This window comes from Qipengyuania proteolytica (assembly GCF_019711565.1).
GTDB classification, from domain to species: domain Bacteria; phylum Pseudomonadota; class Alphaproteobacteria; order Sphingomonadales; family Sphingomonadaceae; genus Qipengyuania; species Qipengyuania proteolytica.
The window spans coordinates 1,510,744-1,534,400 of record NZ_JAIGNN010000001.1; the positions used below are offsets into that span (position 1 = coordinate 1,510,744).

Below are 23,657 nucleotides of genomic sequence, written 5' to 3' on the forward strand. Positions count from 1 at the left end.
TCGGGCATGGGTGATTCACCGGACATTCCCGACTCGCTCCCTTGGGAAAGCGAGGCCGAAGAGGCCGCGCCGAGTGCTGCCGAGCTCGAGGCTGCGGGGCAGAACTCGATGTTCGGCGATGCGCCGCAAGCGCCTGCTCCAGCGCCGGCCCCCGAGCCGACCGCGCCGAGGCCGGACGCGCAACCAGCGACACCGCCGGCTGCACCCGAAGCTGCACAGCCCTATCGCGTCCTCGCCCGCAAATACCGTCCGCAGACCTTTGCCGAATTAATCGGGCAGGATGCCATGGTCCGTACGCTCGCCAATGCGATCGCGCGGGACCGGCTGGCGCACGCCTTCCTGATGACGGGCGTGCGCGGGGTCGGGAAGACTTCGACCGCGCGCCTCATCGCCAAGGCGTTGAACTGCATCGGGCCGGACGGGCAGGGCGGGCCGACGATCAGCCCTTGCGGCGAGTGCGAGCCTTGCCGCGCGATCGCCGAAGGACGCCACATCGACGTTATCGAGATGGACGCCGCGTCGCACACCGGTGTCGACGATGTGCGCGAAATAATCGAGGCGGTCCGCTATGCGGCAGTTTCCGCGCGCTACAAGATCTACATCATCGACGAAGTCCACATGCTGTCGCGCAATGCATTCAATGCCTTGCTCAAGACGCTTGAGGAACCGCCTGCGCATGTGAAGTTCCTTTTCGCTACGACCGAGGTCGACAAGCTGCCGGTCACGGTGCTGAGCCGCACCCAGCGCTTCGACTTGCGCCGCATCCCGGTCGAGCTCCTCCAGGCCCACTTCGCCGAGATCTGCCGCAAGGAAGGCTTGGAGGCGGACGAGGAAGCGCTGCACATCATTGCGGGTGCCGCCGAAGGTTCGGTGCGCGACGGACTGTCGATCCTCGACCAGGCGATCGCCCACGCCGACCTCGATACCGAGGGCAAGGTTTCCGCCGAACGCGTTCGCGACATGCTGGGGTTGGCGGACAAGAGCGCGCAGCGACGGTTGTTCGGCCATCTGCTCGACGGTGACGCCAAGGCCCTGCTGGCTGCAATCGACGAACAATATGCGCTCGGCGTCGAGCCGCTCGCGCTGATGCGCGCGCAGATGGATCTCGTGCACCGGATCGCCCTGGCGCAGGTTTCGGGCGGCGAGGCCGAAGCGACGACCGTGGAAGAGCGCGACGCGCTGTCCGGATGGGCAGAGCGGCTCGAGGTGGGGCAGGTTCACCGCCTGTGGCAATTGCTCCTTAAGGGCCATGACGAGGTGCGGCTTGCCCCCGATCCGCTGGTATCGCTGCGCATGGCGCTGCTGCGCGTGTTGCACGCCGGGCAGATGCCCGATCCCGGCCGGCTGGCGAAGACCTTGGAGAGCCTCGCCCTGCGCGGGCCCGTGGCTCAGCCAAGTCCCGCGCCCGTTGGCGATAGCGCACCCGTGGCCAAGGCCGCGCCGGACTGGCGGGCGCTCGTCGATGCGATGGATGCTCGCGGCATGATGACGGAAGCCAGCGTGCTCCGGCTGCAAGTCCGCGTGGTGGAGCTTGCTGACGGGGTGCTCAAGTATGGCCGCGACCCGAAGTTCACCGATGAAATCGTGCCGCTCGTCAAGGATGCGCTTTACCGCCATACGCAAACCCGCTGGACGGTCGAGGAACTGCCCGGCGGCGTCGGCACGCCCTCGCTCGTCGAGCAGGAACAGGCCCGTCGCGCGGAGGCGGCAGCCGCTACTCGCGCGCATCCGCTGGTGAAGGCTGCGTTCGAAGCCTTTCCTGATGCCGAACTGATCGAAGAAGGCGCCAATCCCCCCTCACGGCGCGAAGTACCCTGGAGTAGGAACGCATAAGATGGACATGGAAGAAATGCTCGCTCAGGCCCAGAAGGCGGCCGAGACGATCCAGAAACAGATGAACGAAACGCAGGCCCGGCTCGACCAGATCGAGGTCGAAGGCACGGCTGGCGGCGGACTCGTCAAGGTTCGCGCCACGGCGCGCGGCCGCATCCTGGGCGTCTCGATCGACGAGAGCATGATGAAGCCCGAAGAAAAGCAGATGGTCGAGGACCTTGTAACTGCCGCGTTCAACGATGCGCGGGACCGCGCAGATCGCGTCTCGGGCGAGGAAATGGCCAAGATCCAGCAGGGCATGGGCCTGCCGCCGGGCATGAAGCTGCCCGGCATGTAGGGGCTGCGAGCAGGGCGGGGCAGCCATGTTCCGCCCGTCCACATGCTTATTTCGCCCGCGCGTTGCGAAGCGCCAAAGGCGTCACCATATTCCGACAGAACGGCCGCGGCCTCTACGGAATGTGATTATGACTGAAACCTTCCCCCTCCTACCGCTGCGCGACATCGTCGTCTTTCCCGGTATGGTGGTCCCGCTCTTCGTGGGCCGTACCAAGTCGGTGGCGGCGCTCGAGGTCGCGATGGAAGGCTCGAAGGATATCTTCCTCCTCGCCCAGCTCGATCCGGGCTGCGACGATCCTGAGCGTAACGATCTCTACGACGTCGGTGTCGTCGCGCAGGTCCTGCAGCTGCTGAAGCTTCCCGATGGAACAGTGCGCGTGCTCGTGGAAGGTACGCGCCGCGCCACGATCGACGAGATGGTCGAGCACGAGGACCACGTGCTTGCGACAGTGTCCTATCGCGACCCGGTGACCGCTGCGGGCAGCGAAGTCATGGCGATGATGCGCCAGGTGATCGAACAGTTCGGCGAATACGCCAAGCTCAACAAGAAGATCGGCGAGGATGCGGCGGAACAGCTCGCGGACATCGACGATGCGGGTGAGCTGGCTGATACCATCGCGGCCGCGATCAACGCCAAGGTGTCGGACAAGCAGGCACTGCTGGTCGAACACGACCCGCTGAAGCGCCTCGAAATGGTCATGTCCTTCATGGAAGGCGAACTCTCCGTGCTGCAGGTCGAGCGCCGCATCCGTGGCCGCGTGAAGCGGCAGATGGAAAAGACCCAGCGAGAATATTACCTCAACGAACAGCTCAAGGCGATCCAGAACGAGCTGGGGGGCGACGACGAGGACGGCGGCAACGAGATTGCCGAGCTGACCGAGAAAATCGCCAAGACCAAGCTTTCGCAAGAAGCGCGCGAAAAGGCCGAGAGCGAGCTCAAGAAGCTCAAGACCATGCAGCCAATGAGCGCCGAGGCGACCGTCATCCGTAACTATCTCGACGTCCTGCTCGGCCTGCCATGGGGCAAGAAGAGCAAGGTCAAGAAGGACGTCGGCAAGGCGCAGGAAATCCTCGACGCCGATCACTACGGGCTCGAGAAGGTCAAGGACCGCATTATCGAGTATCTCGCCGTGCAGGCCCGGACGAAGAAGCTGAAGGGGCCGATCCTGTGCCTCGTCGGCCCTCCCGGGGTGGGCAAGACGAGCCTCGGCAAGTCGATCGCCAAGGCGACCGGCCGCGAATTCGTGCGCCAGTCGCTGGGCGGCGTGCGCGACGAGGCGGAAATCCGTGGCCACCGGCGCACCTATATCGGCTCGCTGCCTGGCAAGATCGTCACCAATCTGAAAAAGGCCGGCAAGTCGAACCCGCTGTTCCTGCTCGACGAGATCGACAAGCTGGGCCAGGACTTCCGTGGTGATCCGGCCTCGGCGCTGCTCGAGGTGCTCGACCCCGAACAGAACAGCAAGTTCCAGGACCACTACCTGGAGCTGGATCTGGACCTGTCCGACATCATGTTCGTGACGACCGCGAACAGCCTCAACCTGCCGCAGCCGCTGCTGGACCGCATGGAGATCATCCGTCTCGAAGGGTATACCGAGGACGAAAAGGTCGAGATCGCCACGCGCCACCTGCTGCCGAAGCAGGTTAAGGACCACGGGCTCAAGAAGGGCGAATTCGAACTAACCGAAGACGCGCTGCGCGACCTGATCCGCTACTACACGCGCGAGGCGGGTGTCCGTACGCTTGAGCGTGAACTGGCGCGTCTGGCGCGAAAGAGCCTGCGCAAGATCCTCGAAGGCAAGGCGGAGAGCGTGACGATCACGCCCGAGAACCTTAGCGACTTCGCGGGCGTCCGGAAATTCAAGCACGGCATGAGCGAAGACGAGCCGCAGGTCGGCGCCGTTACCGGCCTCGCCTGGACCGAGGTCGGGGGCGAACTGTTGACCATCGAAAGTGTCACCACCCCGGGCAAGGGCGAGGTCAAGACGACTGGCAAGCTGGGCGACGTGATGAACGAGAGCGTCGCGGCGGCCTTTAGTTTCGTGAAGGCCCGCGCGCCGCATTACGGCATCCGACCGAGCCTGTTCCAGCGTCGGAACATCCACATCCACCTTCCCGAAGGCGCGGTGCCGAAGGATGGTCCGAGCGCGGGCGTGGGCATGGTCACCTCGATCGTCTCGACGCTGACTGGCATTCCCGTGCGCGCCGACGTCGCCATGACTGGCGAGGTCACCTTGCGCGGCCGCGTACTGGCGATCGGTGGCCTGAAGGAAAAGCTGCTGGCGGCGCTTCGCGGCGGCATCAAGAAGGTGCTGATCCCGGAAGAAAACGTGAAGAATCTGGCCGAAATTCCCGCGAACGTGAAGGAAGGTCTCGAGATCGTGCCGGTCAGTCATGTCGACGAAGTGCTCGAACATGCGCTGTGCAAGGTGCCGGAGCCGATCGAATGGTCGGAGGCGGACGATCTCGCCAGCCAGCCCGATCCGGGCCACGGCGCGACGCCTTCGCCGACAGCGCATTAACATAGGATATGCTGCATCGCAGCGAATCGTCAGGGTGTCGGAAGGGCTGAATCAGTCCTTCGGAAAGACCTATCGCCGCGAATTCGTGGCTAACGCCATGTTTACCCTGAATTGGCCGAAATTCGGCTTGGAAATGGCGCATTCTGGCGGAAATTGCCTTTGACAGCGTCGGCAAAAAACTCTCAATTCGTGCGCCTTCGGGGAGGCGATTCACCGAGCCTATTTTCCAAGACAAGAACGAGGGGGTTCCCACAATGAACAAGAACGACCTGATCAGCGCGGTTGCCGATGCGAGCGGCCTTTCCAAGAGCGACGCATCGAGTGCCGTCGAAGGCGTCTTCGATTCCATCACCAAGGCGCTGTCCGGCGGCGACGAAGTCCGCCTGGTCGGCTTCGGCACCTTTTCGGTCGCCAAGCGCAAGGCCTCGACCGGCCGTAACCCGCGCACCGGCGAACCGATGACGATCAAGGCTTCGAACCAGCCGAAGTTCAAGGCCGGCAAGGGCCTCAAGGACGCCGTCAACTAAGGCGACAGGAATTTCTGCGCGCGCTGCTTTCGCCTCGCAGCGCGCGGGAGGTCCAGGAAGAAACGCCGCACCGGCCAGACGGCAGGTGCGGCGTTTTCTTTCGGCCGATGTGCTGGGTCAGTCGAAGGCGATCAGGGCCGTGGGTGCCTGCTCGTTCCGCTGCGAGATCGTCCAGGCGAGGACTTGGCCACGCGCCGATGCCTGCGGCCCCTCATCGGTATTATTGGCCAGAATCCGACCATCTGTGACGATGGTGAAGGTGCCATCGGGCGTGACCATCCGCGGCGCATCCCCATCTGCCTTGCCATTCTCCTTGGCGGCCAGTTGCATCAGGCCTGCCATCCCGCCGCCCATCACCTGCATCGGGTTACCGCCCTGCGCAGCAAAGCCGGGAGCATCGATGCGAACTTGCGCACCATCGCGCAGGACGACCGATACGAACGCGTTGCCCATCGGCAGTTTCTCGACGGTCGGGAACACGAAATCGTGCGACAACTGGCCAGCGATGCGAAAGTCGACATCGAACAGCCCGTCGCCAAGGTAATCGACCTTGTCCCATCCGCGCTGGCGCTGGAGGTTTGCCGCAAGTTCCCACGCGGCTTCTGGATTCGACGGATCGATGCCGCCGAGGAACGCCTTCATCTCCTCGGCATCCTTGGCGCGCTTTGCGGCACGCTCTGCGGCCCCGGCTTCCCATTCCGCCTTCTGTCCTGCGATCTCGGCAGCGGTACATTCGCGTTCGTCGAAACTCTCTTCATCCCAGCAGGTGGACGGCTCAAAAGCATCGCTTCCGTCTGCTCCCATCTCAGCCAGCTTACTCAGCGCGAGCATCTGGATTTCGCCATCGTAGGAGTAGGCGAAGGTGCCGTCCTTCATGAGTTGCAATTCGCTGGTAAAAGCACCCGGCGTGAAGAGACAGCCCGACAGCATCAGGGCGCTGGCGCCAGCCAACGCAGCGGCACGAATCTTGGTGGCGTACATTTTCCCCTCCCGATGAGCGCTATCGTGTGGCGACAGCGTAAAGCGCGATTGCGGCGGCATTCGACACGTTGAGACTTTCGATCGCGTCGCTGATCGGAAGTTTTGCCAATGCGTCGCAATGGCCCGCGATGTTGTGCCGCATCCCGTTGCCTTCGGCACCCAGTACTAGAGCGGCAGGGCCGGCCGGCAGCGCCTCGGCCAGCGTCGCGTCCGCCGCTCCGGTCAGCCCGATGCGCCAGTATCCGGCCTCCGCGATCTGGTCCATCGCCCGCGCGAGGTTGACGACGCGCACCCAAGGCACCGTTTCGAGCGCGCCCGAGGCGGATTTCGCCACTACGCCGCTTTCCGGCGGAGCATGGCGGTCCTGCGTAACGATGGCCGTCGCGCCGAAGGCCGCCGCAGACCGCAGGATCGCACCCACATTGTGCGGATCGGTGACCTGGTCGAGGATGACGATCGGTCCGGCGTCCGCTCCGCCCAGAACCTCGTCGAGGTGGATGTCCTCCAGCGGCGCGCATTCCAGCACCAGCCCCTGGTGCGGCGCATCCTTCGCCACCAGGCGCGCCAGATCTGCTACGTCCGCATATTCGAGCGGGAAATCCTGCGGAAGCTCGCCATCCAGCGAATCGATTCCCTCGCGGGTGGCCCACAGCTTGCGGTGGACCCGGTCGGGGTTCTTGAGCGCAGCCTCGACCGCGTGGCGACCCCAGAGGCGCACCTGCCCGCTACTCGCCCGGCCGCTACCCCGGCCACCCTTCATCCGGCCTGCACGCCCTCTCAGGGCTCGCTTGCGTTCGACCTTTGCCATCATTCCTGTCCTGTTCGATAGATTGCCAGCGGCTCCTGCCAGCGAGGCCATTGACAGGCAAGCGCCGCTTCGCCAAAGGGGCGCCTCTCGGCCGGGGAGCCCAGCGGTTTCCCCAGCATTTCTCTTCACTGAGATCAGGCGAGCCCGTGTGGACAGGTGGCCGAGTGGTTAAAGGCAGCAGACTGTAAATCTGCCCGCGCAAGCGTACGCTGGTTCGAATCCAGCCCTGTCCACCACAACCTTCCTAAAAACCCTTATAATTCAAGGGCTTGTGGAAGGTTTGCCAATTGGACCGTTTCCCACCTAGGCAAATTTCACAGAACTTCTCTTGTCATCCTGAGCGTAGAAACCTCCCTATCGCATCGGAGCTGTGCGGATCTCGCAAGGTCAAACAGCGGAGAGGCCGCTTTCTGGATTTTCTGCAAAAAAGCGGTAATTCCGCTACCGACCCGATTGCAGAAGTTCGATGTGTGAGTAGACTGATCGGATGCGGAAATTGTGTGGCCTGATTGCAGGCGTGTCGTTCCTTGCGAGTTGCGCAATCACGTCAGGATCAGAGATCATCGCGAGGTGCCCGGCCACAGAGCAAACTTTTCGTTATGAAACAGAACATGGGAGTTCACTCAGTCTCAGAGACGGGCAATCGGAAATTGAAGTTTCCGGCCTTGGTATCCGCACCGATCATGCAGACTCCTGGTCTCTGTTCGTCAACAGAGAAGCGAGCGGCCTCTTCATACGAAACTACGGGGCAATGGATTATAACTTATTGAATGGCGGATCGTGGTATAGAGATGGCCTTGCCTGCCAGTCTAATAAACTGCCAGATACTATCGAGGTGATCTGCAAGAATTCGTATGGCGATCTCGGTGGATACCATTTTAAAGAGGGGCGAGGAATAGAAGAGCTTTTTATTACTCATGGTCAAAATCGACAACGTGTTAGACTGATAGGTGAAAAGGGTATCTTCTGGAATTGTAGTTTCTGAGTCGGACGGCATCGGCCGAGCTTGGTCTGCCCTTCTCGGTCAGGTTGGCGCAAACGGTTTCACTTAACCTTTAAAGCAATGTCGGCTTCCCACCCAGAATCGGACAATCTCGTTCGCCAGAATATGCTCTGAAAGCTGCCGAATAGGATCGCATTTCAGGTTAGGCAATCAGCCCGCAACGCCGCAGTACTCCGTGGGTCAAAACGGGTAGGTTTGCCAACGCAAGTATCTGAAAAATAATATTTACCCTATACCAGGCCTGTCCACCAGCTCGCTCAGCCCGCCAATTCTTCCAGTCGGTCACGTGCGACAATCACGATCTCGCGCCGTGCGGGAAGATCGATCAGGCCGTCCTTCCTGAGTTTCGAAAGCTGGCGGCTGACCGTCTCGATCGTGAGGCCTAGCACATCGGCAATCTGCTGGCGCGACAACGGGAGTTCGAACTGCTCGCGGCCAGGCGCCGTGCAGCCTTTCTGTCCGACCCTCTCCGACATTTCGAGCAGGAAGCTGGCCAGCTTCTGTTCCGCGTTCATGCGTCCGAGCAACAACATCCACCGCCGTGTCCGATCCAGTTCCGACAGAGTACGCTCGAGCAGCTTGTGCTCGAGTCTGGGGTGCTCGCGCGCGAAGCGGTCGAAATCGGCCCGCTGGAAGACACAGACATGGGCGTCGGTGAGGGCCTCGACGCCGTAGGGCGTAGTCTGTCCAAACGGCCGCCCGAGGAAATCTGCAGGGTAAACCAGACCGAGTATCTGCTCCTTGCCGTCCGCGGTCTGGGTCGAGAGCTTCAAGATTCCCTCGATGACATTGGCGACCAAAATCGCCTCTTCGCCTTCCCACATAATCTGCTCGCCCGCAGCCAGCATCCGCCGGCGGCCGATGCTGTTGAGGATTGCGATCTCACCGTCGTCGAGATCGGCACAGATCGCCCGATTGCGGATCGCGCAAGCCTGGCAGAACGATGACGAACGCTGGAGGAGTGGGGAGTCCATGCGCTATCCATAGGGGGTTGCGGACAGCGTGCCAACTCCGGGCGGGATGACTTGCCCACTCGGCGTTGCCCGCCTAATCCCACGCGCCATGACTCAGCACACCATGATGACAGGTCGCCCCGTCATTTCCGCCACCGGGCTTTTCACGCCTGCAGAAAGCATCACCAACGAGGAACTGGTTGCCAGTTTCAACGAGTTCGTGCGGCGCCATAACGCGGCGAATGCAGAGGCAATCGCCGCGGGCGACATGGAGCCGCTGCAGGAAAGCTCGGTCGAGTTCATCGAGAAGGCCAGCGGGATCAAGGCGCGACATGTGATCGCGAAGGAACCCGTGCTCGATCCGGACACGATGGCGCCCCGCTGGCGCGAGCGCGGCAATGACGAGTTGTCCCAGATGGCCGAGATCGGCGTGGCGGCTGCGCGGCAGTCGCTGGAGCGGGCCGGGCGCGATGCAGGAGATGTCGACGCGGTGCTGTGCGCCGCCTCCAACATGGAGCGGCCCTATCCGGCCATGGCGATCGAGATCCAGCAGGCGCTCGGCATCGATGGCTTCGGCTTCGACATGAATGTCGCGTGCTCCTCGGCGACGTTCGGGATCCAGACGGCCGCCGACTATATCCGCGCGGGTAACGCGAAGAGCGTTCTGGTGGTGAGCCCCGAGATCACCAGCGGCCATCTCAACTGGCGCGACCGGGACAGCCATTTCATTTTCGGCGATGTGGCGACGGCGGTGCTGGTCGAGGATGCATCGATCGCTCCCGCGGGGCATTGGGACATTCTCGGCACCAAGCTGAAGACCGTGTTCTCGAACAATATCCGCAACAATTTCGGCTTCCTCAACCGCGCCTCGCCCGAAGGACAGGGTGGTGCGGACAAGCTCTTCGTCCAGGAAGGCCGCAAGGTGTTCAAGGAAGTCGTGCCCATGGTAGCCGAGATGATCGTCAGCGAGGCGGCTCGGCTCGGCATCGATCCCGAACGCCTGCGACGCCTGTGGCTGCACCAGGCCAATGCCGGGATGAACCGCCTGATCGCGCAACGCGTGCTCGGTCACGAGGCGACTGCAGACGAAAGCCCGACCGTGCTCGACACCTATGGCAACACGTCGAGTGCCGGCTCGATCATTGCGTTCCATCTGCATAGCGATGACCTCAAGGCAGGCGATACGGGCCTCATCTGTAGTTTCGGTGCGGGGTATTCGGCTGGCGCCGTGTTCGTGCGAAAGGCGGCCTGACGGCTTGTGGCGCTGTGGCGCAGCGCCTAGGTGCAGGGCATGGCAGGTGATCTTCTAGACAACCAGGGGCGCGGCGATGTGCGCTGGTCGCTCCCCCCGATCCATCCCGAAGGCCGCAAGTTCGGTGTCGTCGCGACGCTGGTCAGCCTGTTTTTCCTGCTGGGCCTCGACTGGGAGATCGTGGGTTGGCCGCTGCTGATCCTTTCTGCAGGGGTTTTCGCCTTTTTCCGCGATCCTGAGCGCGTGGTCCCACAAAGCGATAGCGCGATCGTGTCGCCTGCGGACGGATTGGTCATCCAGATTGCGGAAATCGAGCCGCCGCGCGAACTGGTGATCGAAGATGGGTCGGGTACGGCAGGCCTCGCGCCCGGACCGGTCACCCGGATTTCGATCTTCATGTCGGTGTTCGACGTCCACATCAATCGGGCGCCGGTCGGCGGCATGGTCAATCGCGTGGTCTATATTCCTGGCAGCTTCGTTGATGCCAGCCTCGACAAGGCGAGCGAGGACAACGAGCGTCAGCATGTCCTGATCGAACGGACCGATGGGGTGAAGGTCGGTTTCACCCAGATTGCCGGACTGGTGGCACGCCGCATCGTGCCCTTCGTGAAACCGGGCGATGCAGTGGGCGTTGGTCAGCGAGTCGGACTCATCCGCTTCGGCAGCCGCGTGGACGTGTACCTGCCGGCCGGCACCGGAGCGAAGGTCCTGTTGGGCCAGCGGGTCGTCGCCGGCGAAACCGTGCTTGCCGAGCTTGGCACGCAAAAGCTTTTGGAAGGTGTCGCACAATGAGCCTGCTCCCGCCGGAAACGCCATCGGAGCCGCAAGAAAACGCGAGGCTTGGGCCGAAAGCAGCCGAGGACGAGCGGCCGGTACTCGGGCGCTCGCGCGGGCTAACCCTGCGGGCAATGGCGCCCAACGCCATTACTGCGGCGGCCCTGTGCTCGGGCCTTACAGGCATCCGTTTCGCCATCGCGGAACAATGGCCCGCCGCGGCGGTGGCGATCATCATTGCCGGCATTCTCGATGGGATGGACGGTCGCATCGCACGGCTGCTGAAAGCCCAGTCGCGTTTCGGCGCGGAACTCGACAGTCTCGCGGACTCGCTGAGCTTCGGCACGGCGCCGGCGATCATTCTCTACCTCTGGTCATTGCAGGCTGAGCCGCGTTGGGGATGGTTCTGCGCGCTGGCGCTGGCGATCTGCTGTGCGCTGCGCCTCGCCCGTTTCAACGCGCAGATCGACGTCGAGGAACAACCGCACAAGTCGCTGGGCTTCCTCACCGGGGTGCCCGCCCCGATGGGGGCAGGCCTGGCGTTCATGCCGTTTTTCGCTTGGTCAGCGACCGGGATCGACCTGTTCCGCGAGCCGGTCCTGGTCGGGCCGTGGCTGCTGGGCACGGCCCTCCTGATGATTTCGAGCATGGCGACGCCGAGCTGGACGTCTGTGCGGCCGCGGCGTGGCATTCGCTTGTGGGTGCTGGCCTTCGTGGGGCTGCTCTTCGCCGCGCTCCTCGTGGAGCCGTGGTGGACGCTCAGCGCGATCGGTATCGGCTACCTCGCGCTGCTGCCCTTTACGCTGATGCGTTACGCGAGGCTCAAGCGGCGCGCTTGAGCTGGATGCCGGTGGCGGCACTGACCGAGCACCGGCCAAATGCTGTATGACCGCCCTTGGCGATTGCAGGACGCAGTGAAGGCAGGGCCACCGTCGCGGAGGTCATCCGCATCTCCCGCCGCAGCTGGCCAAAAGCGGACCACCAGCGCAGTCCGCTATCGGCGAGCACGCCCAGTGCAGCCACTGCCGTGAGGGCGAGAAGGGCGATGAGGAACAGTGCGAACATTGCAAATTCTCCTTGCCCGGGCTGTCGACTTGCCTGTTGACAGGCCGGGGATATCTAGTGGAAAACCCTTGTTGCCCGCCGGGTGTTCCGGCGATGAGAACAATGTTCCTGTTTTGTTCTCACTTGTCAAGCGCTTTTCGCGCCGAGATTCCATTTTTCTGCGACGAATTGAGGGTGGATTTCCTGCCTTACCCCCGCTAAAGGCGCGCGGTCCGTGAGGGATTCGGTCAGTTCAGGCCTTTCGCGCAGCGGGCAAATCCACATGGAAGGCGCTCATACCGGTGCCCGGCCGCGGGATACACCGCACCACGGGTTCCAGCTTTCCAGAGGCATAACCGGAAAGGAATATCACTATGGCGGCTCCTACCGTCACGATGCAGCAATTGATCGAGGCCGGCGCACACTTCGGCCATCAGACCCACCGTTGGAACCCGCGCATGAAGCCGTACATCTTCGGCGCGCGCAACGGCATCCACATTATCGACCTGTCGCAGTCCGTGCCGCTGTTCGCACGCGCGCTCGACTTCGTCAGCCAGACCGCACGGTCGGGCGGCAAGGTGCTGTTCGTCGGCACCAAGCGCCAGGCGCAGGACGCGATCCGCGAAGCCGCGCTCGCTTCGGGCCAGCATTACGTCAACCACCGCTGGCTGGGTGGCATGCTCACCAACTGGAAGACCATCAGCGAGCGGATCAAGTACCTCAAGACCCTCGACGAGCGCCTTGCCGGTGACACCGCGGGCCTGACCAAGAAGGAAGTGCTCGACCTGACCCGCAAGCGGGACAAGCTCGAAATGTCGCTCGGCGGCATTCGCAACATGGGCGGCATTCCCGACGTGATGTTCGTGATCGACGCGAACATGGAAGATCTCGCGATCAAGGAAGCCAACGTGCTTGGCATCCCGGTCGTCGCCGTGCTCGACACCAACGTCGATCCGGAAGGCATTGCCTTCCCGGTCCCGGGCAATGACGACGCCAGCCGCGCCATCAAGCTCTATTGCGATGCAATTGCCGAAGCGGCCCGCACCGGCAAGGGCGAGGGGATCCAGGATTCGGGTGCCGACGTCGGCGCCATGGAAAACCCGCCGGAAGAAACGGCCGCGGCCTGATCCGGAACCCGTGAACGGGGATGCCACGCCCCCGTCACAAAGCGAATTTACGCGCCGGGCCGCTCACCACAGCTGGCCCGGTGCCCGCACACTATACGAGAAGGAACATACCATGGCTGCATTCACTGCCGCTGATGTGAAGGCCCTGCGCGAAAAGACCGGCGCGGGCATGATGGACGCCAAGAAGGCGCTCGAAGCCGCGAACGGCGATATCGAAGCCGCAGTCGATGCACTGCGCGCCAAGGGCCTCGCCACCGCCCAGAAGAAGTCGAGCCGCACCGCGGCCGAAGGCCTCGTCGGCATCGCCGTCGAAGGCACCACGGGTGTGGCCGTCGAAGTGAACTCGGAAACCGACTTCGTCGCCAAGAACGACAAGTTCCAGGACTTCGTGCGCAAGACCACGCAGACGGCGCTCGCCACCGATGGTGACGATGTCGATGCGCTCAAGGCCGCTGCCTATCCCGATGGCGGCACCGTCGGCGAAAAGCTGACCGACAACGTTGCGACCATCGGTGAGAACCAGCAGATCCGTCGCATCAAGACCGTTTCGGTGACCAACGGCGTGATCGTGCCATACATGCACAACGCCGTCGCGCCCGACCTCGGCAAGATCGGCGTGCTCGTCGCGCTCGAAAGCGAAGGTGACAAGGCCAAGCTCGAAGAACTCGGCAAGAAGCTCGGCATGCACATCGCCGCTGCCTTCCCGCAGGCGCTAACCGCCGAAGGCCTCGACGCCGACGTGATCGCGCGCGAACGTGCCATCGCTGCCGAAAAGGCTGCCGAAAGCGGCAAGCCCGCCGAAGTGCAGGCCAAGATGGTCGACGGCGCGGTCAACAAGTACGCCAAGGAAAACGCGCTGCTCAGCCAGGTCTACGTCATCGACAACAAGACCCCGATCGCACAGGTCGTCGAGCAGGCCGCCAAGGACGTCGGCGCCAAGGTCGAGCTGGTTGACTATGTCCGCTTCCAACTGGGCGAAGGCATCGAGAAGGAAGAGAGCGACTTCGCCGCCGAAGTCGCCGCTGCCGTCGCCGGCTAAGCGATACCGCTTCCTACAGAATTGGGCCGCCGGGGGAGACTCCGGCGGCCTTTTTCGTGCGCGGCGGGGCGGTCGGCAGGGCAGGTTGATCAAACTCACGCGAGTGGACGCTGCAAGTCCGGTAAGCTGGCCGAATCACGATTTGAAAGAACCGATGAGAGGCTAATGCGCCGGTTTCGTGTAGGAAATCCGGTCCTTACGCCGTTGCGGATGTGGCCCGCTCACCCCGGATAAGCCGCGATCCTGCGTTGCATTTCCGCGTGCCAGGCCTCCATCTCGTCCTCGGTTTCCACGGCGCGTCCGTCGGGCCAGAGGTAGCGGTAGGGGAAGTCGTGGCCGAACAGCGCATCGTCTTTCAGCTGGCCCCGGTTGAGGCCGTAGATGCGGCGCATCTCGTTGAGGTAGTGCGGCAGGTCGGCATAGGCGAAATCGGGCTCTAGCTCGATCCGGCTGGCGATCGTGTCCTCGAGCATGCGGGTCCGGTACAGGCGGTGCGCGCGCAGGATGCGCTTGGGCGTGCGGCCGTAGCGGCGCTTGCAGGCGCGCTCGAGCGTGCGGATCGTGCAGCCGAGCCGCTCGGCGATCTCTGCTACCCCCCATTCGCGATCGGCGCCGCGGACCAGCATGACCATATCGCCTACCAACCCGGGTGGCTTGGCGTCGGGCAGCAGCTCGAGCAGCGCGGCATCCATGGCGGCAAACCAGCTTTCGGGAGTGGGATCGGCGGCCTTCAGCCTGTCGTACACGGCGGCGATCTTCGGATGGCGGTCCCGGTCCATGCCGACGATCCCGGTCTCGGCCGAAGGATCGATATCGAACAGGCGGTCGTAGGCGCCGCCGGTCACCCGCAGGCTTACGATGTCGCCGCCGCCGATGGAGTAGCGGATAAAGACCGGGTCGTTGGCGATCCCCATCAGGACAGGCTCGGTCCGCGGCTCCCCTTCCACCTCGATGCGCGTGCCGGACAGGTTGAACGCGATCAGGCCCGCTGCGAAGGTCGAGATGTCCTCCATCGGCACAGGCCAATGGCCGAAGACGTCGGCAAAGCCGGCGAGGCGCGCGTCGCACATGCGGATGGGGATCTGCATCGCGCGGCATCATGCGCGCCGTGGGAGCCAAGTCAATTCGCCGGCAGTTCGATCAGGCGGTCGCTCGGCTGCCGAAACCAGTGCTTTCGGACGTCGCTAGCTCGACCTTCCCGTCGCTCATGCCCTCGTTGTGGTAGAGCCGATAGCGCGCGAGGATCGCGATCCCGATCACCACGCCGATGATCGGCAGGATGCTCGACGAGGCGATAATCGCGACGATCGTTTCGCGACCCTGCTCTTCGTTGGGCACGAAACCGCTCAGTTGCAGCATCCACCCGAGCGCGAAGCCGGTCGCGGCACCGCCGACGTTCCCGACCAGCCGGTAGATCGTCATGTAGATACCCTGCCGCTGGCGCCCGGAAACGTTCGCGTCGTAATCTGCGATATCGCCCAACATCGCGTAGTTCACCGCCGCCGCGCCGCCGGCGATACCGGCCAGTACTCCCAGCGCGAGATAGAATTCGAACCCGATCACAGGCACCAGCGGAACCAGCGCGAAGACCACCAGCCACAGCTTGAGGCCCTTGCTCCAGATCGCCTGCATGCCCCAGCGCGGGATCATGCGGTACCAGGCGAAGCCCACGATGCGCTGGACGATCATGTAGGTTATGAACATCACGGCGATCATGTCCGGCCGGTCGATCACGTAACGCAGCATGTAGGGCACGCTGAAGGCGAGGCTGGTGAAGGCGAAACTCTCCGCGAACTGCACCGCGATCAGCTGGCGATGGTAGCCGACGCCGATAACCTCCCGCAGCATTTTCCAGACATTGCGCTCGACGTCGCGATGGCGCGCCGGAAGTTCCTTCAGCAGCGGATAGCAGGCTACGGTCAGGAGTGTGATCAACAGGCTGCCTCCCACGACCCACGGCAACACGGCTGCGCGGGGATCGGGCGCGTTGATGATGGACTGACCGCCGAAATTGACGGCCACGATGACGGGAATCATCAGGAAGGGGACGAGGATGCCGAACAGCGTTCGGGCCTTCGCGCCTTCGCCGGATTCGATGCCGAGCGCCTGGATGGGGATATAGCGCAGCGTGGCGGCAGTCTGGACGAGGATGAGGGCGATAAGGATCCACAGGATCGTGCCGTTCGTGCCGAGGTCTTGCGGCACCAGCCAGAGCATCCACAGCAGGCAAAAGAGCAGCCCTCCTGCAAGGATGAACGGCCGGCGCCTGCCGTGCCTGCTCTCCAGCCGGTCGCTCCAGGTGGCGATAGCGATGTCGGACACACCGTCGTAGATGCGCGCCACCGCCAGCAACGTGCCGACCACGGCTGGCGCGACGAGCAGCACGTCGGTTGCGTAGATGAAGTAGTAATTGGCAAAGAAGGTGAAGAGCGCGGTCGAAGGCACCGTCGTGATCGCGTAGAACCAGAGGGTCCTGCGGTAGACCAGCTTCGGATCGTCGACGATGGCGCTCATGTGGATGTCTCCCTTCATCGCGCCGGTTCTTGCGGTATCGACGGGCGGGAAGGCTTGAACGAATGCGACAATCGCGGAACTGCCGGCTATGCGCTAGTCCCGCGGCTCGCTCTTCCCGGTCACCTCGACCAGCCAGATCTCGGGTTTCGTGAACAGACGCACCGGCATCAGGCTGGTGCCGAGGCCCGCGCCGACGATGACCGTGCGCTTGCCCTCGTCGATGCGGCCGCAGGCGTAGCGGTCGCCGTAGTCGGAGAAATGCGCGGGCGCGCCGCCCCAGGGATAGGCGATCTGGCCGCAATGGGTGTGACCGGCGAGGACGAGGTCGATGCCCTCGGGCGCGTCGGCGGCTGGATCGGGACTGTGGCTCAGCAGGATCGCGCCGCCGCCGAGCTTGTCCATCGCGACCAGCGTCTCCGGGATGTCTTCGCGCCGGGTATAGGCATCGTCGAGCCCGCCGATCACCAGCGGGCCGAGGCGGATCGCGGAGTTCGCGACCAGCGGGATGCCGTACCGCTCAAGCTGGGCGGCGAGGGCGGGCATGTCGTACCAGTGGTCGTGATTGCCGGGCACTACCACCGTGCCGAGACGCGGGGTCAGCGCGGCCAGCGGGGCGACGATCTCCTCGGGCGTGTAGATATGCGTCGCCGTGCGCCGCTCGCTGACGAGGTCGCCCGCGATCGCGACGATGTCGGGGTCGAGCGCGTTGATCTGCGCGACGATCTCTTCCAGCCGCGCGGGCGGCATGTCGGGGCCGGCCACGTGGATATCGCTTATGAGGGCAACGGTTATCGGCCTGGCCCCGGCAGGCAGGGCGGCAGTCGCAACGCTCGTGCGGTGCACGACCGGATCGCCCAGCGTGTCCGACCACGCCTTCGCGCCGAGCATGCTCGCAAGCAAGGCGATCACGGCAAGCGACCATCTTGCTTTGCGGCTCGCCCTGTTGATGTCTGCCTTCACCAGATCCGGCTAGGCGGGCAGTCATCCGCCCGCAAGACCAATCCTTTTGGACGACATGCCAAAAAGCGACCTCCGCCCCGGGACGGGGCAGAGGCCGTGAAGGAGGGGACACGCCACCATAACCATTCTGCAACGCAGCCCGTGGGTCGCCTCGTCTGCCTCGCGTCCCGAAGCTCTTCAGCCGCGCGCGAGTGCCATTCTGAAAATTTCCGCTTCGACCGCATCGCGGCCGTCGTCACTGTCGCGCACGAGATCGATTGGGCGCCCCCCAAGCTCCGCGCACTCGCCGTTGATGAAATCCAGCGCTTCTTCCCGTCCCAACACCAGCATCGCCATCCGCAAGACTTCGGCGCATCGCTGCGCTGAACCCTCGGGAGGGTCCTGGATCATGCGCGGGGTTGTGGCGTCTTGCTCGCGGACTTGTGCGCCACGAGTGCCTGCATACTGCCCTTTGCCGTCCAGGCTGCTGCCGCAGCGGCGCCAAGTGTATTCTGGAGGGACCCGATCAGTGTCGCCAACCTGTCCGCATCGGCCAGGCAGGTGCTGCGATACCCATCGGAGATTGCCGTGGATGCCCGCATGGTGGCGACTTGATGATCGAAATATAGCTGGTTCAAATTCAAGATTGTGCTCCTCGGTCAAAGCGGGAGCACAACTTGTCTCTCAGGCGCAGCTGCTCTGTTCAGGTGCTGCGATGGCATGGCGATAACAGATTGGCCCGGCCGTGTATATGGACTTCATGGCGCTTGGTCCCGTGGTCAGGGGTCGCGGCGCACAGATCGGGTAGGCCTTTCGCTGACCGGGGCCGGGTACGGGGATCGCGTCACCGACCAATTGCCTTTGGATAGGTGCAGCTTCGGGGCTTTCCCTTTGCGCCTGTCACAGGTCTTGGCTAAGGAGCCGCATCCCGCTCCGCAACTTGGATTCTTTCCTGCCCATGCCCTTGTCCACGATGAAACGCGTCCTCCTGAAGCTTTCGGGCGAGGTGCTCATGGGGGACCAGCAGTTCGGGATCGACCCGGCCTTCGTCATGGAACTCGCGAAAGAGGTGAAGGCGGCGAAGGAAACCGGGCTCGAAATCTGCCTCGTCATCGGTGGTGGCAACATCTTCCGCGGCATGGCGGGTGCGGCGCAGGGCATGGACCGCGCGCAGGCCGACTACATGGGCATGCTTGCCACCGTGATGAACGCGCTGGCGATGCAGAACGCGCTCGAACAGATCGGCGTCCAGACCCGAGTTCAGAGTGCGGTGCAGATGGACCAGGTGTGCGAGCCGGTGATCCGCAGGCGGGCCGAGCGCCATCTCGAAAAGGGCCGCGTGGTGATCTTCGCCGCCGGCGTCGGCGCGCCCTATTTCACCACCGACAGCGGGGCTGCGCTGCGCGCTGCCGAAATGCGCTGCGACGCGCTGCTCAAGGGCACTAGCGTCGACGGGGTCTATGATAGCGATCCCAAGAAGAATTCGGACGCAAAGCGTTTCGAAACGGTGACTTACAGCAAGGTTCTGGCAGACGACCTCAAGGTGATGGATGCCAGCGCCGTGGCCCTGTGCCGCGACAACAACATCCCGATCGTCGTGTTCTCGATCCGCGAGCAGGGCAATCTCGCCCGGGTCATCGCGGGCGAGGGCGTGCAGACGATCGTCACGAACGAAAAGAAGTAAGAGGAAGCCGCACATGGCCAAGTACGACAAAGCCGATATCGAGCGCCGCATGAAAGGCGCCGTCGAAAGCCTCAAGGGCGACCTGTCCGGCCTGCGCACCGGCCGCGCCAATACCAGCCTGCTCGATCCCGTCGTGGTCGAGGTCTACGGCTCGATGATGCCGCTGAGCCAGGTCGCGACCGTTTCCGCGCCCGAGCCGCGCATGCTCAGCGTGCAGGTGTGGGACAAGTCGAACGTCAGCGCGGTGGAGAAGGGCATTTCCAAGGCCAATCTCGGCCTCAACCCGATGACCGACGGCCAGACCGTGCGCCTGCCGATGCCCGATCTTACCGAAGAGCGCCGCAAGGACCTCGCCAAGCTGGCGGGCGAATATGGCGAGAAGGCCAAGATCGCGATCCGCAACGTGCGCCGCGACGGCATGGAAGCGCTGAAGGAAGACGAGAAGAAGAAGGAAATCTCCGAAGACGACCGCAAGCGGCTCGAGGACGAGGTTCAGAAGCTGACCGACAGCCACGTGGCCGACACCGATGCCGCGGTCGAGAAGAAGGTCCAGGAAATCCTGACCAAGTAAGGTCGGGATTCGGGGAAAGAGGATGAGCGGGGAAGGCCAGCAGGCCCGGCATGTTGCCATCATCATGGACGGCAACGGACGCTGGGCGAAGCGCAAGCACCTGCCCCGCGCGATGGGTCATCGCAAGGGCGTGGAGGCGGTGCGCGAACTGGTGCGCAGCCTCAAGGAAACGTCGGTCGAGTGCCTGACGCTCTACGCCTTTTCGAGCGAGAACTGGAAGCGGCCCGACGAAGAGGTCGACGACCTGATGAATTTGATGCGCAAGTTCATCAAATCGGACCTGCCCGAGTTCATCGCGAATGACGTGAAGCTGCATATTCTCGGCGACTGGCAGGCACTTGCGCCCGATATCGTGGAAATGCTCGAGGATGCGCTGGAGCGGACCAGCAAGGGCTCGCGCACGCTGGCGGTGGCGCTGAACTACGGCGGGCAGGCGGAAATCGTGGCTGCGGCGCTCAAGGCGGCAGAGGCGGGCGAGATCACCGAGGACAGCATCGCCGCGAATCTCTACACCGCCGGCCTGCCGCCGCTCGACCTGCTGATCCGCACCAGCGGCGAGGTGCGGCTGTCCAATTTCCTCTTGTGGCAATGCGCCTATGCGGAAATGATGTTCACCGACGTGCTATGGCCGGACTTCACGCCCGACCTGTTCAAGCAGGCCCTCGAAGATTTTGCGGGCCGGGAGAGACGCTTTGGCGGACGCTGACATGACCGCGACGGCTCCTGCAAAGGGCAAGAACGCCGATCTGCCGGTGCGGCTGGCCTCGGCCGTAGTGATGATCGCCGTGGCGGTCGGTGCGCTCTGGGCCGGCGATCCGTGGCTCGACATCTTCATCGTCGCCGTGGTGCTGGCGGTACTGGTCGAATTCGTGCTCCTGGTGGTCAAGGCGACGCCCAACGTGCCCTACCGGCTGGCGGCGATCCTGGGGGGGGCAGTTTACATCGGCCTTGCCGGCCTCGCGCTGACGCGCTTTCCGGTCGCGATGATCGTCGCCGTCATCGGCGCGGTCGTCTTCGTCGATACCTTCGCCTATTTTTTCGGGCGCACGCTGGGCGGGCCCAAGATCGCCCCCGCGATCAGTCCTTCCAAGACCTGGGCCGGACTGCTCGGCGGGATCGTCGGCGCCTCGATCTGGATCGCGGGCTGGGTCTACGTCGTGGCGCATGCAACCTCCGGATCGAACACGATGTGGTTCGAAGCGCGCGAGCTGGCGCAGATCCTTGGCATGGGGGCGGCTGTCGCGGTCACCGCGCAAGCGGGCGACTTCTTCGAGAGCTGGCTCAAGCGCAAGGCCGGGGTGAAGGACAGTTCGCGCCTCATCCCGGGCCACGGCGGAGTGTTCGACCGAACCGACGGGATGATCCCCGTGGCGCTGCTCGCCGCGGCCTTCTTCAGGGCAGCACTGTGACCCGCTCCATTTCCATCCTCGGCGCGACCGGGTCCATTGGCACCTCGACGCTCGACCTGATCCGCCGGAACGGCGACGAGTGGCGCGTCGTCGCACTCACCGCCAATTGCAACGTTGCCGAACTCGCCGCGCTGGCGAAGGAATTCCGCGCAGAAGTCGCCGTCGTCGCGGACGAAAGCTGCCTTGCCGACCTGCGCGCCGCGCTCGACGGTTCCGGTATCGGGGCGGCGGGTGGCCGGACGGCCCTCTGCGAAGCCGCCTCGCGCCCGGTCGACCTTACCGTTGCGGCCATCGTCGGCTGCGCAGGGCTGGGCCCCGTGATGGCGGCGATCGAGCAGGGCGGCACCATCGCGCTCGCCAACAAGGAAGCGCTCGTCTCGGCCGGCGAAATCCTCAAGGCCTCGGTCGAGAAGCACGGGGCGACGTTGCTGCCGACCGATTCCGAGCACAATGCGATCTTCCAGTGCCTCGCCGGCAACCGGATCGAGGACGTGCGGCGGGTTATCCTGACCGCCAGCGGCGGCCCGTTCCGCACCCTCAATGCCGAGCAGCTCGCGACCGTCACCCGTGAACAGGCGCTCAAGCACCCGAACTGGGACATGGGCGCGAAGATCACGATCGATTCCGCGACCATGTTCAACAAGGGTCTCGAACTGATCGAGGCCCATCACCTGTTCCCGGTCGGTCTCGAGAACATCGAGATCGTGGTCCATCCGCAGAGCATCATCCACTCGATGGTCGAATATCGCGACGGTTCGATCCTCGCCCAGCTCGGCCCTTCGGACATGCGCGTGCCGATCGCGTCGTGCCTCGCCTGGCCGCAGCGGATGGAGACGCCGATGGCGCCGCTGGACCTGCCGGCCATCGGACGGCTCGATTTCGAGGCGCCGAACGAGCAGGTCTTCCCCGCGACGCGCCTGTGTCGCGAGGCGATCGGCGAGGGCGGGGCGGCCCCGGCGGTGCTCAATGCCGCAAACGAGGTCGCCGTAGCGGCCTTTCTCGATCGTAAGATACCGTTCAGCCGTATTCCCGTATTGGTGGAGCGCGTTCTCTCGAATGGCGAATTGCCGGAAGCGCCGCGGACCCTCGACGAGGTCCTGCGCGTTGACGAGGGCGCGCGACACCGTGCGAACGAATTGCTGGAGCTCGCCTGACCTTGGAAAACCTGCTGCCCCTCTGGGTCTATTACGTCCTTGGCTTTCCCCTATTGCTGGGCCCGCTGGTGACGGTTCACGAACTCGGCCACTATCTCGTAGGTCGCTGGTTCGGCGTCCATGCAGAGGCCTTTTCGGTCGGTTTCGGCAAGGAAATCTGGGGCTTCACCGACAAACGTGGCACGCGCTGGAAACTCTCTGCGCTGCCGCTCGGCGGCTATGTCCAGTTCAAGGGCGACATGAACCCCGCGAGCGTGCCCGATCCTGCGGCGATCGAACAGGCCAGCGCCGAGGAGCGTGAGGGCAGCTTCCACCACGCCGCACTGTGGAAGCGGGCGCTGATCGTCTTTGCCGGTCCCGCGACAAACATTCTCGTCACGCTGGCGATCTTCGCGAGCTTCTTCGCATTCTACGGCAAGCCCGTCCCCGCGGACGCGGAACAGCAACTCACCATCGCCGAATTCGCCGAAGTCTCGCCCGCGCGCGAGGCGGGGCTGCGCGAAGGAGACCGGATCCTCTCGGTCGAAGGCGAGGCGATGGAAAGCTTCCGCGACGTGCAGGACGCGATCATGATGTATCCGGGCCGCACGCTCGACATCGCTGTAAAGCGCGACGGCAGGCGCGAAACCTTCGCCGTCCCGGTGGGCGTGCACGAGATGGAAGACCGGTTCGGCAACGTCTCCAAGATCGGCCTGGTGGGAATCCAGGCCGCCGCCGCGGCCTACGACTACGAACCGCAGGGCCTCGTCTCGAGCATGGGGCTGGCGGTCGACCATTCGATCGGCGTGGTCGACATGATGCTGACCGGGATCGGCCAGATCGTCAGCGGCGAACGTTCCGTCCAGGAACTCGGCGGACCGGTCAAAATCGCCAAGTTTTCGGGCGAGCAACTGAGCATGGGGGCGCTCGCCTTCATCAATTTCGTCGCCCTGATTTCGCTTAACTTGGCATTCATCAACCTGCTGCCAATCCCCGCTCTCGACGGTGGGCACCTGGCTTTCTACGCGGCCGAAGCGGTCCGCCGGAAGCCGGTCGGCCCGCGTGGAACCGAAGTGGCGTACCGCGCCGGCGTGGCCCTCGTGCTCGCGCTGATGGTGTTCGTCACGATCAACGACCTGGCTGGGCTCCCGATCTTCGGGAAATAGCCGGGGAAAGGGAGTACGGCAGGCGCTCATCCACAGTCGCAA

Annotated in this window: 23 protein-coding genes and 1 tRNA gene; 16 read left to right on the plus strand and 8 right to left on the minus strand. The window is 63.8% G+C overall.

Features of this window, described 5'->3' with window-relative positions; translation table 11 throughout:
- Nucleotides 1-6: 6 nt before the first annotated feature.
- The 4 genes from K3172_RS07430 (at nucleotide 7) to K3172_RS07445 (ending at nucleotide 5,218) form a co-directional block, all read left to right on the plus strand.
- Complete coding sequence (locus K3172_RS07430; protein ID WP_221588387.1) at nucleotides 7-1,833, plus strand: DNA polymerase III subunit gamma/tau; 1,827 nt, start codon at nucleotides 7-9, stop codon at nucleotides 1,831-1,833.
- A 7-nt stretch (nucleotides 1,834-1,840) separates the two neighbouring features.
- The gene (locus tag K3172_RS07435; RefSeq protein ID WP_221589116.1) at nucleotides 1,841-2,170 is read left to right on the plus strand and encodes a YbaB/EbfC family nucleoid-associated protein; all 330 of its coding nucleotides are present in this window, start codon (nucleotides 1,841-1,843) and stop codon (nucleotides 2,168-2,170) included.
- A gap of 127 nt (nucleotides 2,171-2,297) precedes the next feature.
- A complete protein-coding gene (lon, locus tag K3172_RS07440; RefSeq protein WP_221588389.1) occupies nucleotides 2,298-4,691 on the plus strand; it encodes an endopeptidase La in 2,394 nt (797 codons plus the stop codon).
- Nucleotides 4,692-4,945: 254 nt separating this feature from the next.
- On the plus strand, nucleotides 4,946-5,218 hold the full coding sequence (locus tag K3172_RS07445) for an HU family DNA-binding protein (protein ID WP_221588391.1): 273 nt from the start codon (nucleotides 4,946-4,948) through the stop codon (nucleotides 5,216-5,218).
- A 117-nt stretch (nucleotides 5,219-5,335) separates the two neighbouring features.
- Here K3172_RS07445 and K3172_RS07450 read toward each other — a convergent pair whose 3' ends face one another.
- Nucleotides 5,336-6,259 (minus strand): hypothetical protein, encoded by a 924-nt coding sequence (locus K3172_RS07450; protein ID WP_247717955.1) that lies wholly within the window; start codon nucleotides 6,257-6,259, stop codon nucleotides 5,336-5,338.
- Nucleotides 6,219-7,007, minus strand: a complete 789-nt coding sequence (rlmB, locus tag K3172_RS07455; protein ID WP_221589120.1) for a 23S rRNA (guanosine(2251)-2'-O)-methyltransferase RlmB — start codon at nucleotides 7,005-7,007, stop codon at nucleotides 6,219-6,221. The genes K3172_RS07450 and rlmB overlap by 41 nt, the downstream gene beginning before the upstream one ends.
- Before the next feature lie 150 nt (nucleotides 7,008-7,157).
- On the opposite strand from rlmB, the gene K3172_RS07460 reads away from it, so the two are divergent.
- Nucleotides 7,158-7,243: transfer RNA gene (locus K3172_RS07460), tRNA-Tyr, on the plus strand.
- 1,024 nt (nucleotides 7,244-8,267) lie between these two features.
- Here the strand turns inward: K3172_RS07460 and K3172_RS07465 are convergent.
- On the minus strand, nucleotides 8,268-8,984 hold the full coding sequence (locus tag K3172_RS07465) for a Crp/Fnr family transcriptional regulator (RefSeq protein ID WP_221588393.1): 717 nt from the start codon (nucleotides 8,982-8,984) through the stop codon (nucleotides 8,268-8,270).
- 88 nt (nucleotides 8,985-9,072) lie between these two features.
- On the opposite strand from K3172_RS07465, the gene K3172_RS07470 reads away from it, so the two are divergent.
- Genes K3172_RS07470 through K3172_RS07480 form a run of 3 tightly spaced genes read left to right on the plus strand, consistent with a single transcriptional unit; the run spans nucleotide 9,073 to nucleotide 11,828 of the window.
- Entirely contained in the window at nucleotides 9,073-10,215 is a 1,143-nt protein-coding gene (locus tag K3172_RS07470; protein WP_221588395.1) for a beta-ketoacyl-ACP synthase III, read from the plus strand.
- Nucleotides 10,216-10,254: 39 nt separating this feature from the next.
- Entirely contained in the window at nucleotides 10,255-11,007 is a 753-nt protein-coding gene (locus tag K3172_RS07475) for a phosphatidylserine decarboxylase (protein WP_221588398.1), read from the plus strand.
- On the plus strand, nucleotides 11,004-11,828 hold the full coding sequence (locus K3172_RS07480) for a CDP-alcohol phosphatidyltransferase family protein (RefSeq protein ID WP_221588400.1): 825 nt from the start codon (nucleotides 11,004-11,006) through the stop codon (nucleotides 11,826-11,828). The genes K3172_RS07475 and K3172_RS07480 overlap by 4 nt, the downstream gene beginning before the upstream one ends.
- On the opposite strand, the gene K3172_RS07485 is transcribed toward K3172_RS07480, so the two are convergent.
- Nucleotides 11,812-12,054: a hypothetical protein gene (locus K3172_RS07485; protein ID WP_221588402.1), complete on the minus strand. Its 243-nt coding sequence runs from the start codon at nucleotides 12,052-12,054 to the stop codon at nucleotides 11,812-11,814. The genes K3172_RS07480 and K3172_RS07485 overlap by 17 nt on opposite strands.
- Nucleotides 12,055-12,407: 353 nt before the next feature.
- Between K3172_RS07485 and rpsB the strand changes: the two genes are divergently transcribed.
- Both rpsB and tsf read left to right on the plus strand, forming a co-directional pair.
- Complete coding sequence (gene rpsB, locus K3172_RS07490) at nucleotides 12,408-13,160, plus strand: 30S ribosomal protein S2 (protein ID WP_221588404.1); 753 nt, start codon at nucleotides 12,408-12,410, stop codon at nucleotides 13,158-13,160.
- A 112-nt stretch (nucleotides 13,161-13,272) separates the two neighbouring features.
- Nucleotides 13,273-14,199 (plus strand): translation elongation factor Ts, encoded by a 927-nt coding sequence (tsf, locus tag K3172_RS07495; RefSeq protein ID WP_221588406.1) that lies wholly within the window; start codon nucleotides 13,273-13,275, stop codon nucleotides 14,197-14,199.
- Nucleotides 14,200-14,420: 221 nt separating this feature from the next.
- Here the strand turns inward: tsf and K3172_RS07500 are convergent, their stop codons facing one another.
- From K3172_RS07500 to K3172_RS07515, 4 genes are all read right to left on the minus strand, one after another.
- Nucleotides 14,421-15,287 carry an AraC family transcriptional regulator gene (locus K3172_RS07500; RefSeq protein ID WP_221588408.1) on the minus strand — a complete coding sequence of 289 codons (867 nt, stop codon included), beginning with the start codon at nucleotides 15,285-15,287 and terminating at the stop codon, nucleotides 14,421-14,423.
- Nucleotides 15,288-15,339: 52 nt separating this feature from the next.
- The gene (locus K3172_RS07505) at nucleotides 15,340-16,713 is read right to left on the minus strand and encodes an MFS transporter (RefSeq protein WP_221588410.1); all 1,374 of its coding nucleotides are present in this window, start codon (nucleotides 16,711-16,713) and stop codon (nucleotides 15,340-15,342) included.
- A 93-nt stretch (nucleotides 16,714-16,806) separates the two neighbouring features.
- Nucleotides 16,807-17,673 (minus strand): metallophosphoesterase, encoded by an 867-nt coding sequence (locus tag K3172_RS07510; RefSeq protein ID WP_345725618.1) that lies wholly within the window; start codon nucleotides 17,671-17,673, stop codon nucleotides 16,807-16,809.
- 177 nt (nucleotides 17,674-17,850) lie between these two features.
- The gene (locus K3172_RS07515) at nucleotides 17,851-18,009 is read right to left on the minus strand and encodes a hypothetical protein (protein WP_221588412.1); all 159 of its coding nucleotides are present in this window, start codon (nucleotides 18,007-18,009) and stop codon (nucleotides 17,851-17,853) included.
- A gap of 601 nt (nucleotides 18,010-18,610) precedes the next feature.
- On the opposite strand from K3172_RS07515, the gene pyrH reads away from it, so the two are divergent.
- From pyrH to rseP, 6 genes are read left to right on the plus strand one after another with little or no spacing between them, the layout of a single operon-like run.
- A complete protein-coding gene (gene pyrH, locus K3172_RS07520; protein ID WP_221588414.1) occupies nucleotides 18,611-19,336 on the plus strand; it encodes a UMP kinase in 726 nt (241 codons plus the stop codon).
- Nucleotides 19,337-19,349: 13 nt separating this feature from the next.
- Nucleotides 19,350-19,907, plus strand: a complete 558-nt coding sequence (frr, locus tag K3172_RS07525; protein WP_221588416.1) for a ribosome recycling factor — start codon at nucleotides 19,350-19,352, stop codon at nucleotides 19,905-19,907.
- 22 nt (nucleotides 19,908-19,929) lie between these two features.
- Nucleotides 19,930-20,613, plus strand: a complete 684-nt coding sequence (uppS, locus tag K3172_RS07530; RefSeq protein WP_221588418.1) for a polyprenyl diphosphate synthase — start codon at nucleotides 19,930-19,932, stop codon at nucleotides 20,611-20,613.
- Nucleotide 20,614: 1 nt separating this feature from the next.
- The gene (locus K3172_RS07535; protein WP_221588420.1) at nucleotides 20,615-21,316 is read left to right on the plus strand and encodes a phosphatidate cytidylyltransferase; all 702 of its coding nucleotides are present in this window, start codon (nucleotides 20,615-20,617) and stop codon (nucleotides 21,314-21,316) included.
- Complete coding sequence (locus K3172_RS07540) at nucleotides 21,313-22,470, plus strand: 1-deoxy-D-xylulose-5-phosphate reductoisomerase (RefSeq protein WP_221588422.1); 1,158 nt, start codon at nucleotides 21,313-21,315, stop codon at nucleotides 22,468-22,470. Before K3172_RS07535 ends, K3172_RS07540 begins: the two co-directional genes overlap by 4 nt.
- A 2-nt stretch (nucleotides 22,471-22,472) precedes the next feature.
- Entirely contained in the window at nucleotides 22,473-23,615 is a 1,143-nt protein-coding gene (rseP, locus tag K3172_RS07545) for an RIP metalloprotease RseP (protein WP_221588425.1), read from the plus strand.
- Nucleotides 23,616-23,657: the final 42 nt, after the last annotated feature.

Bases quoted from the DNA above. Each gene is read 5' to 3' on its own strand.
- K3172_RS07515 (WP_221588412.1), bottom strand. From the start codon at position 18,009: ATGGCGATGCTGGTGTTGGGACGGGAAGAAGCGCTGGATTTCATCAAC.
- K3172_RS07480 (WP_221588400.1), top strand. From the start codon at position 11,004: ATGAGCCTGCTCCCGCCGGAAACGCCATCGGAGCCGCAAGAAAACGCG.
- rlmB (WP_221589120.1), bottom strand. From the start codon at position 7,007: ATGGCAAAGGTCGAACGCAAGCGAGCCCTGAGAGGGCGTGCAGGCCGG.
- tsf (WP_221588406.1), top strand. From the start codon at position 13,273: ATGGCTGCATTCACTGCCGCTGATGTGAAGGCCCTGCGCGAAAAGACC.
- K3172_RS07470 (WP_221588395.1), top strand. From the start codon at position 9,073: ATGACTCAGCACACCATGATGACAGGTCGCCCCGTCATTTCCGCCACC.
- frr (WP_221588416.1), top strand. From the start codon at position 19,350: ATGGCCAAGTACGACAAAGCCGATATCGAGCGCCGCATGAAAGGCGCC.
- K3172_RS07430 (WP_221588387.1), top strand. From the start codon at position 7: ATGGGTGATTCACCGGACATTCCCGACTCGCTCCCTTGGGAAAGCGAG.
- K3172_RS07535 (WP_221588420.1), top strand. From the start codon at position 20,615: ATGACCGCGACGGCTCCTGCAAAGGGCAAGAACGCCGATCTGCCGGTG.
- lon (WP_221588389.1), top strand. From the start codon at position 2,298: ATGACTGAAACCTTCCCCCTCCTACCGCTGCGCGACATCGTCGTCTTT.
- K3172_RS07505 (WP_221588410.1), bottom strand. From the start codon at position 16,713: ATGAGCGCCATCGTCGACGATCCGAAGCTGGTCTACCGCAGGACCCTC.
- pyrH (WP_221588414.1), top strand. From the start codon at position 18,611: ATGCCCTTGTCCACGATGAAACGCGTCCTCCTGAAGCTTTCGGGCGAG.
- K3172_RS07450 (WP_247717955.1), bottom strand. From the start codon at position 6,259: ATGCCGCCGCAATCGCGCTTTACGCTGTCGCCACACGATAGCGCTCAT.
- uppS (WP_221588418.1), top strand. From the start codon at position 19,930: ATGAGCGGGGAAGGCCAGCAGGCCCGGCATGTTGCCATCATCATGGAC.
- K3172_RS07465 (WP_221588393.1), bottom strand. From the start codon at position 8,984: ATGGACTCCCCACTCCTCCAGCGTTCGTCATCGTTCTGCCAGGCTTGC.
- rpsB (WP_221588404.1), top strand. From the start codon at position 12,408: ATGGCGGCTCCTACCGTCACGATGCAGCAATTGATCGAGGCCGGCGCA.
- K3172_RS07485 (WP_221588402.1), bottom strand. From the start codon at position 12,054: ATGTTCGCACTGTTCCTCATCGCCCTTCTCGCCCTCACGGCAGTGGCT.
- K3172_RS07475 (WP_221588398.1), top strand. From the start codon at position 10,255: ATGGCAGGTGATCTTCTAGACAACCAGGGGCGCGGCGATGTGCGCTGG.
- K3172_RS07445 (WP_221588391.1), top strand. From the start codon at position 4,946: ATGAACAAGAACGACCTGATCAGCGCGGTTGCCGATGCGAGCGGCCTT.
- K3172_RS07435 (WP_221589116.1), top strand. From the start codon at position 1,841: ATGGAAGAAATGCTCGCTCAGGCCCAGAAGGCGGCCGAGACGATCCAG.
- K3172_RS07500 (WP_221588408.1), bottom strand. From the start codon at position 15,287: ATGCAGATCCCCATCCGCATGTGCGACGCGCGCCTCGCCGGCTTTGCC.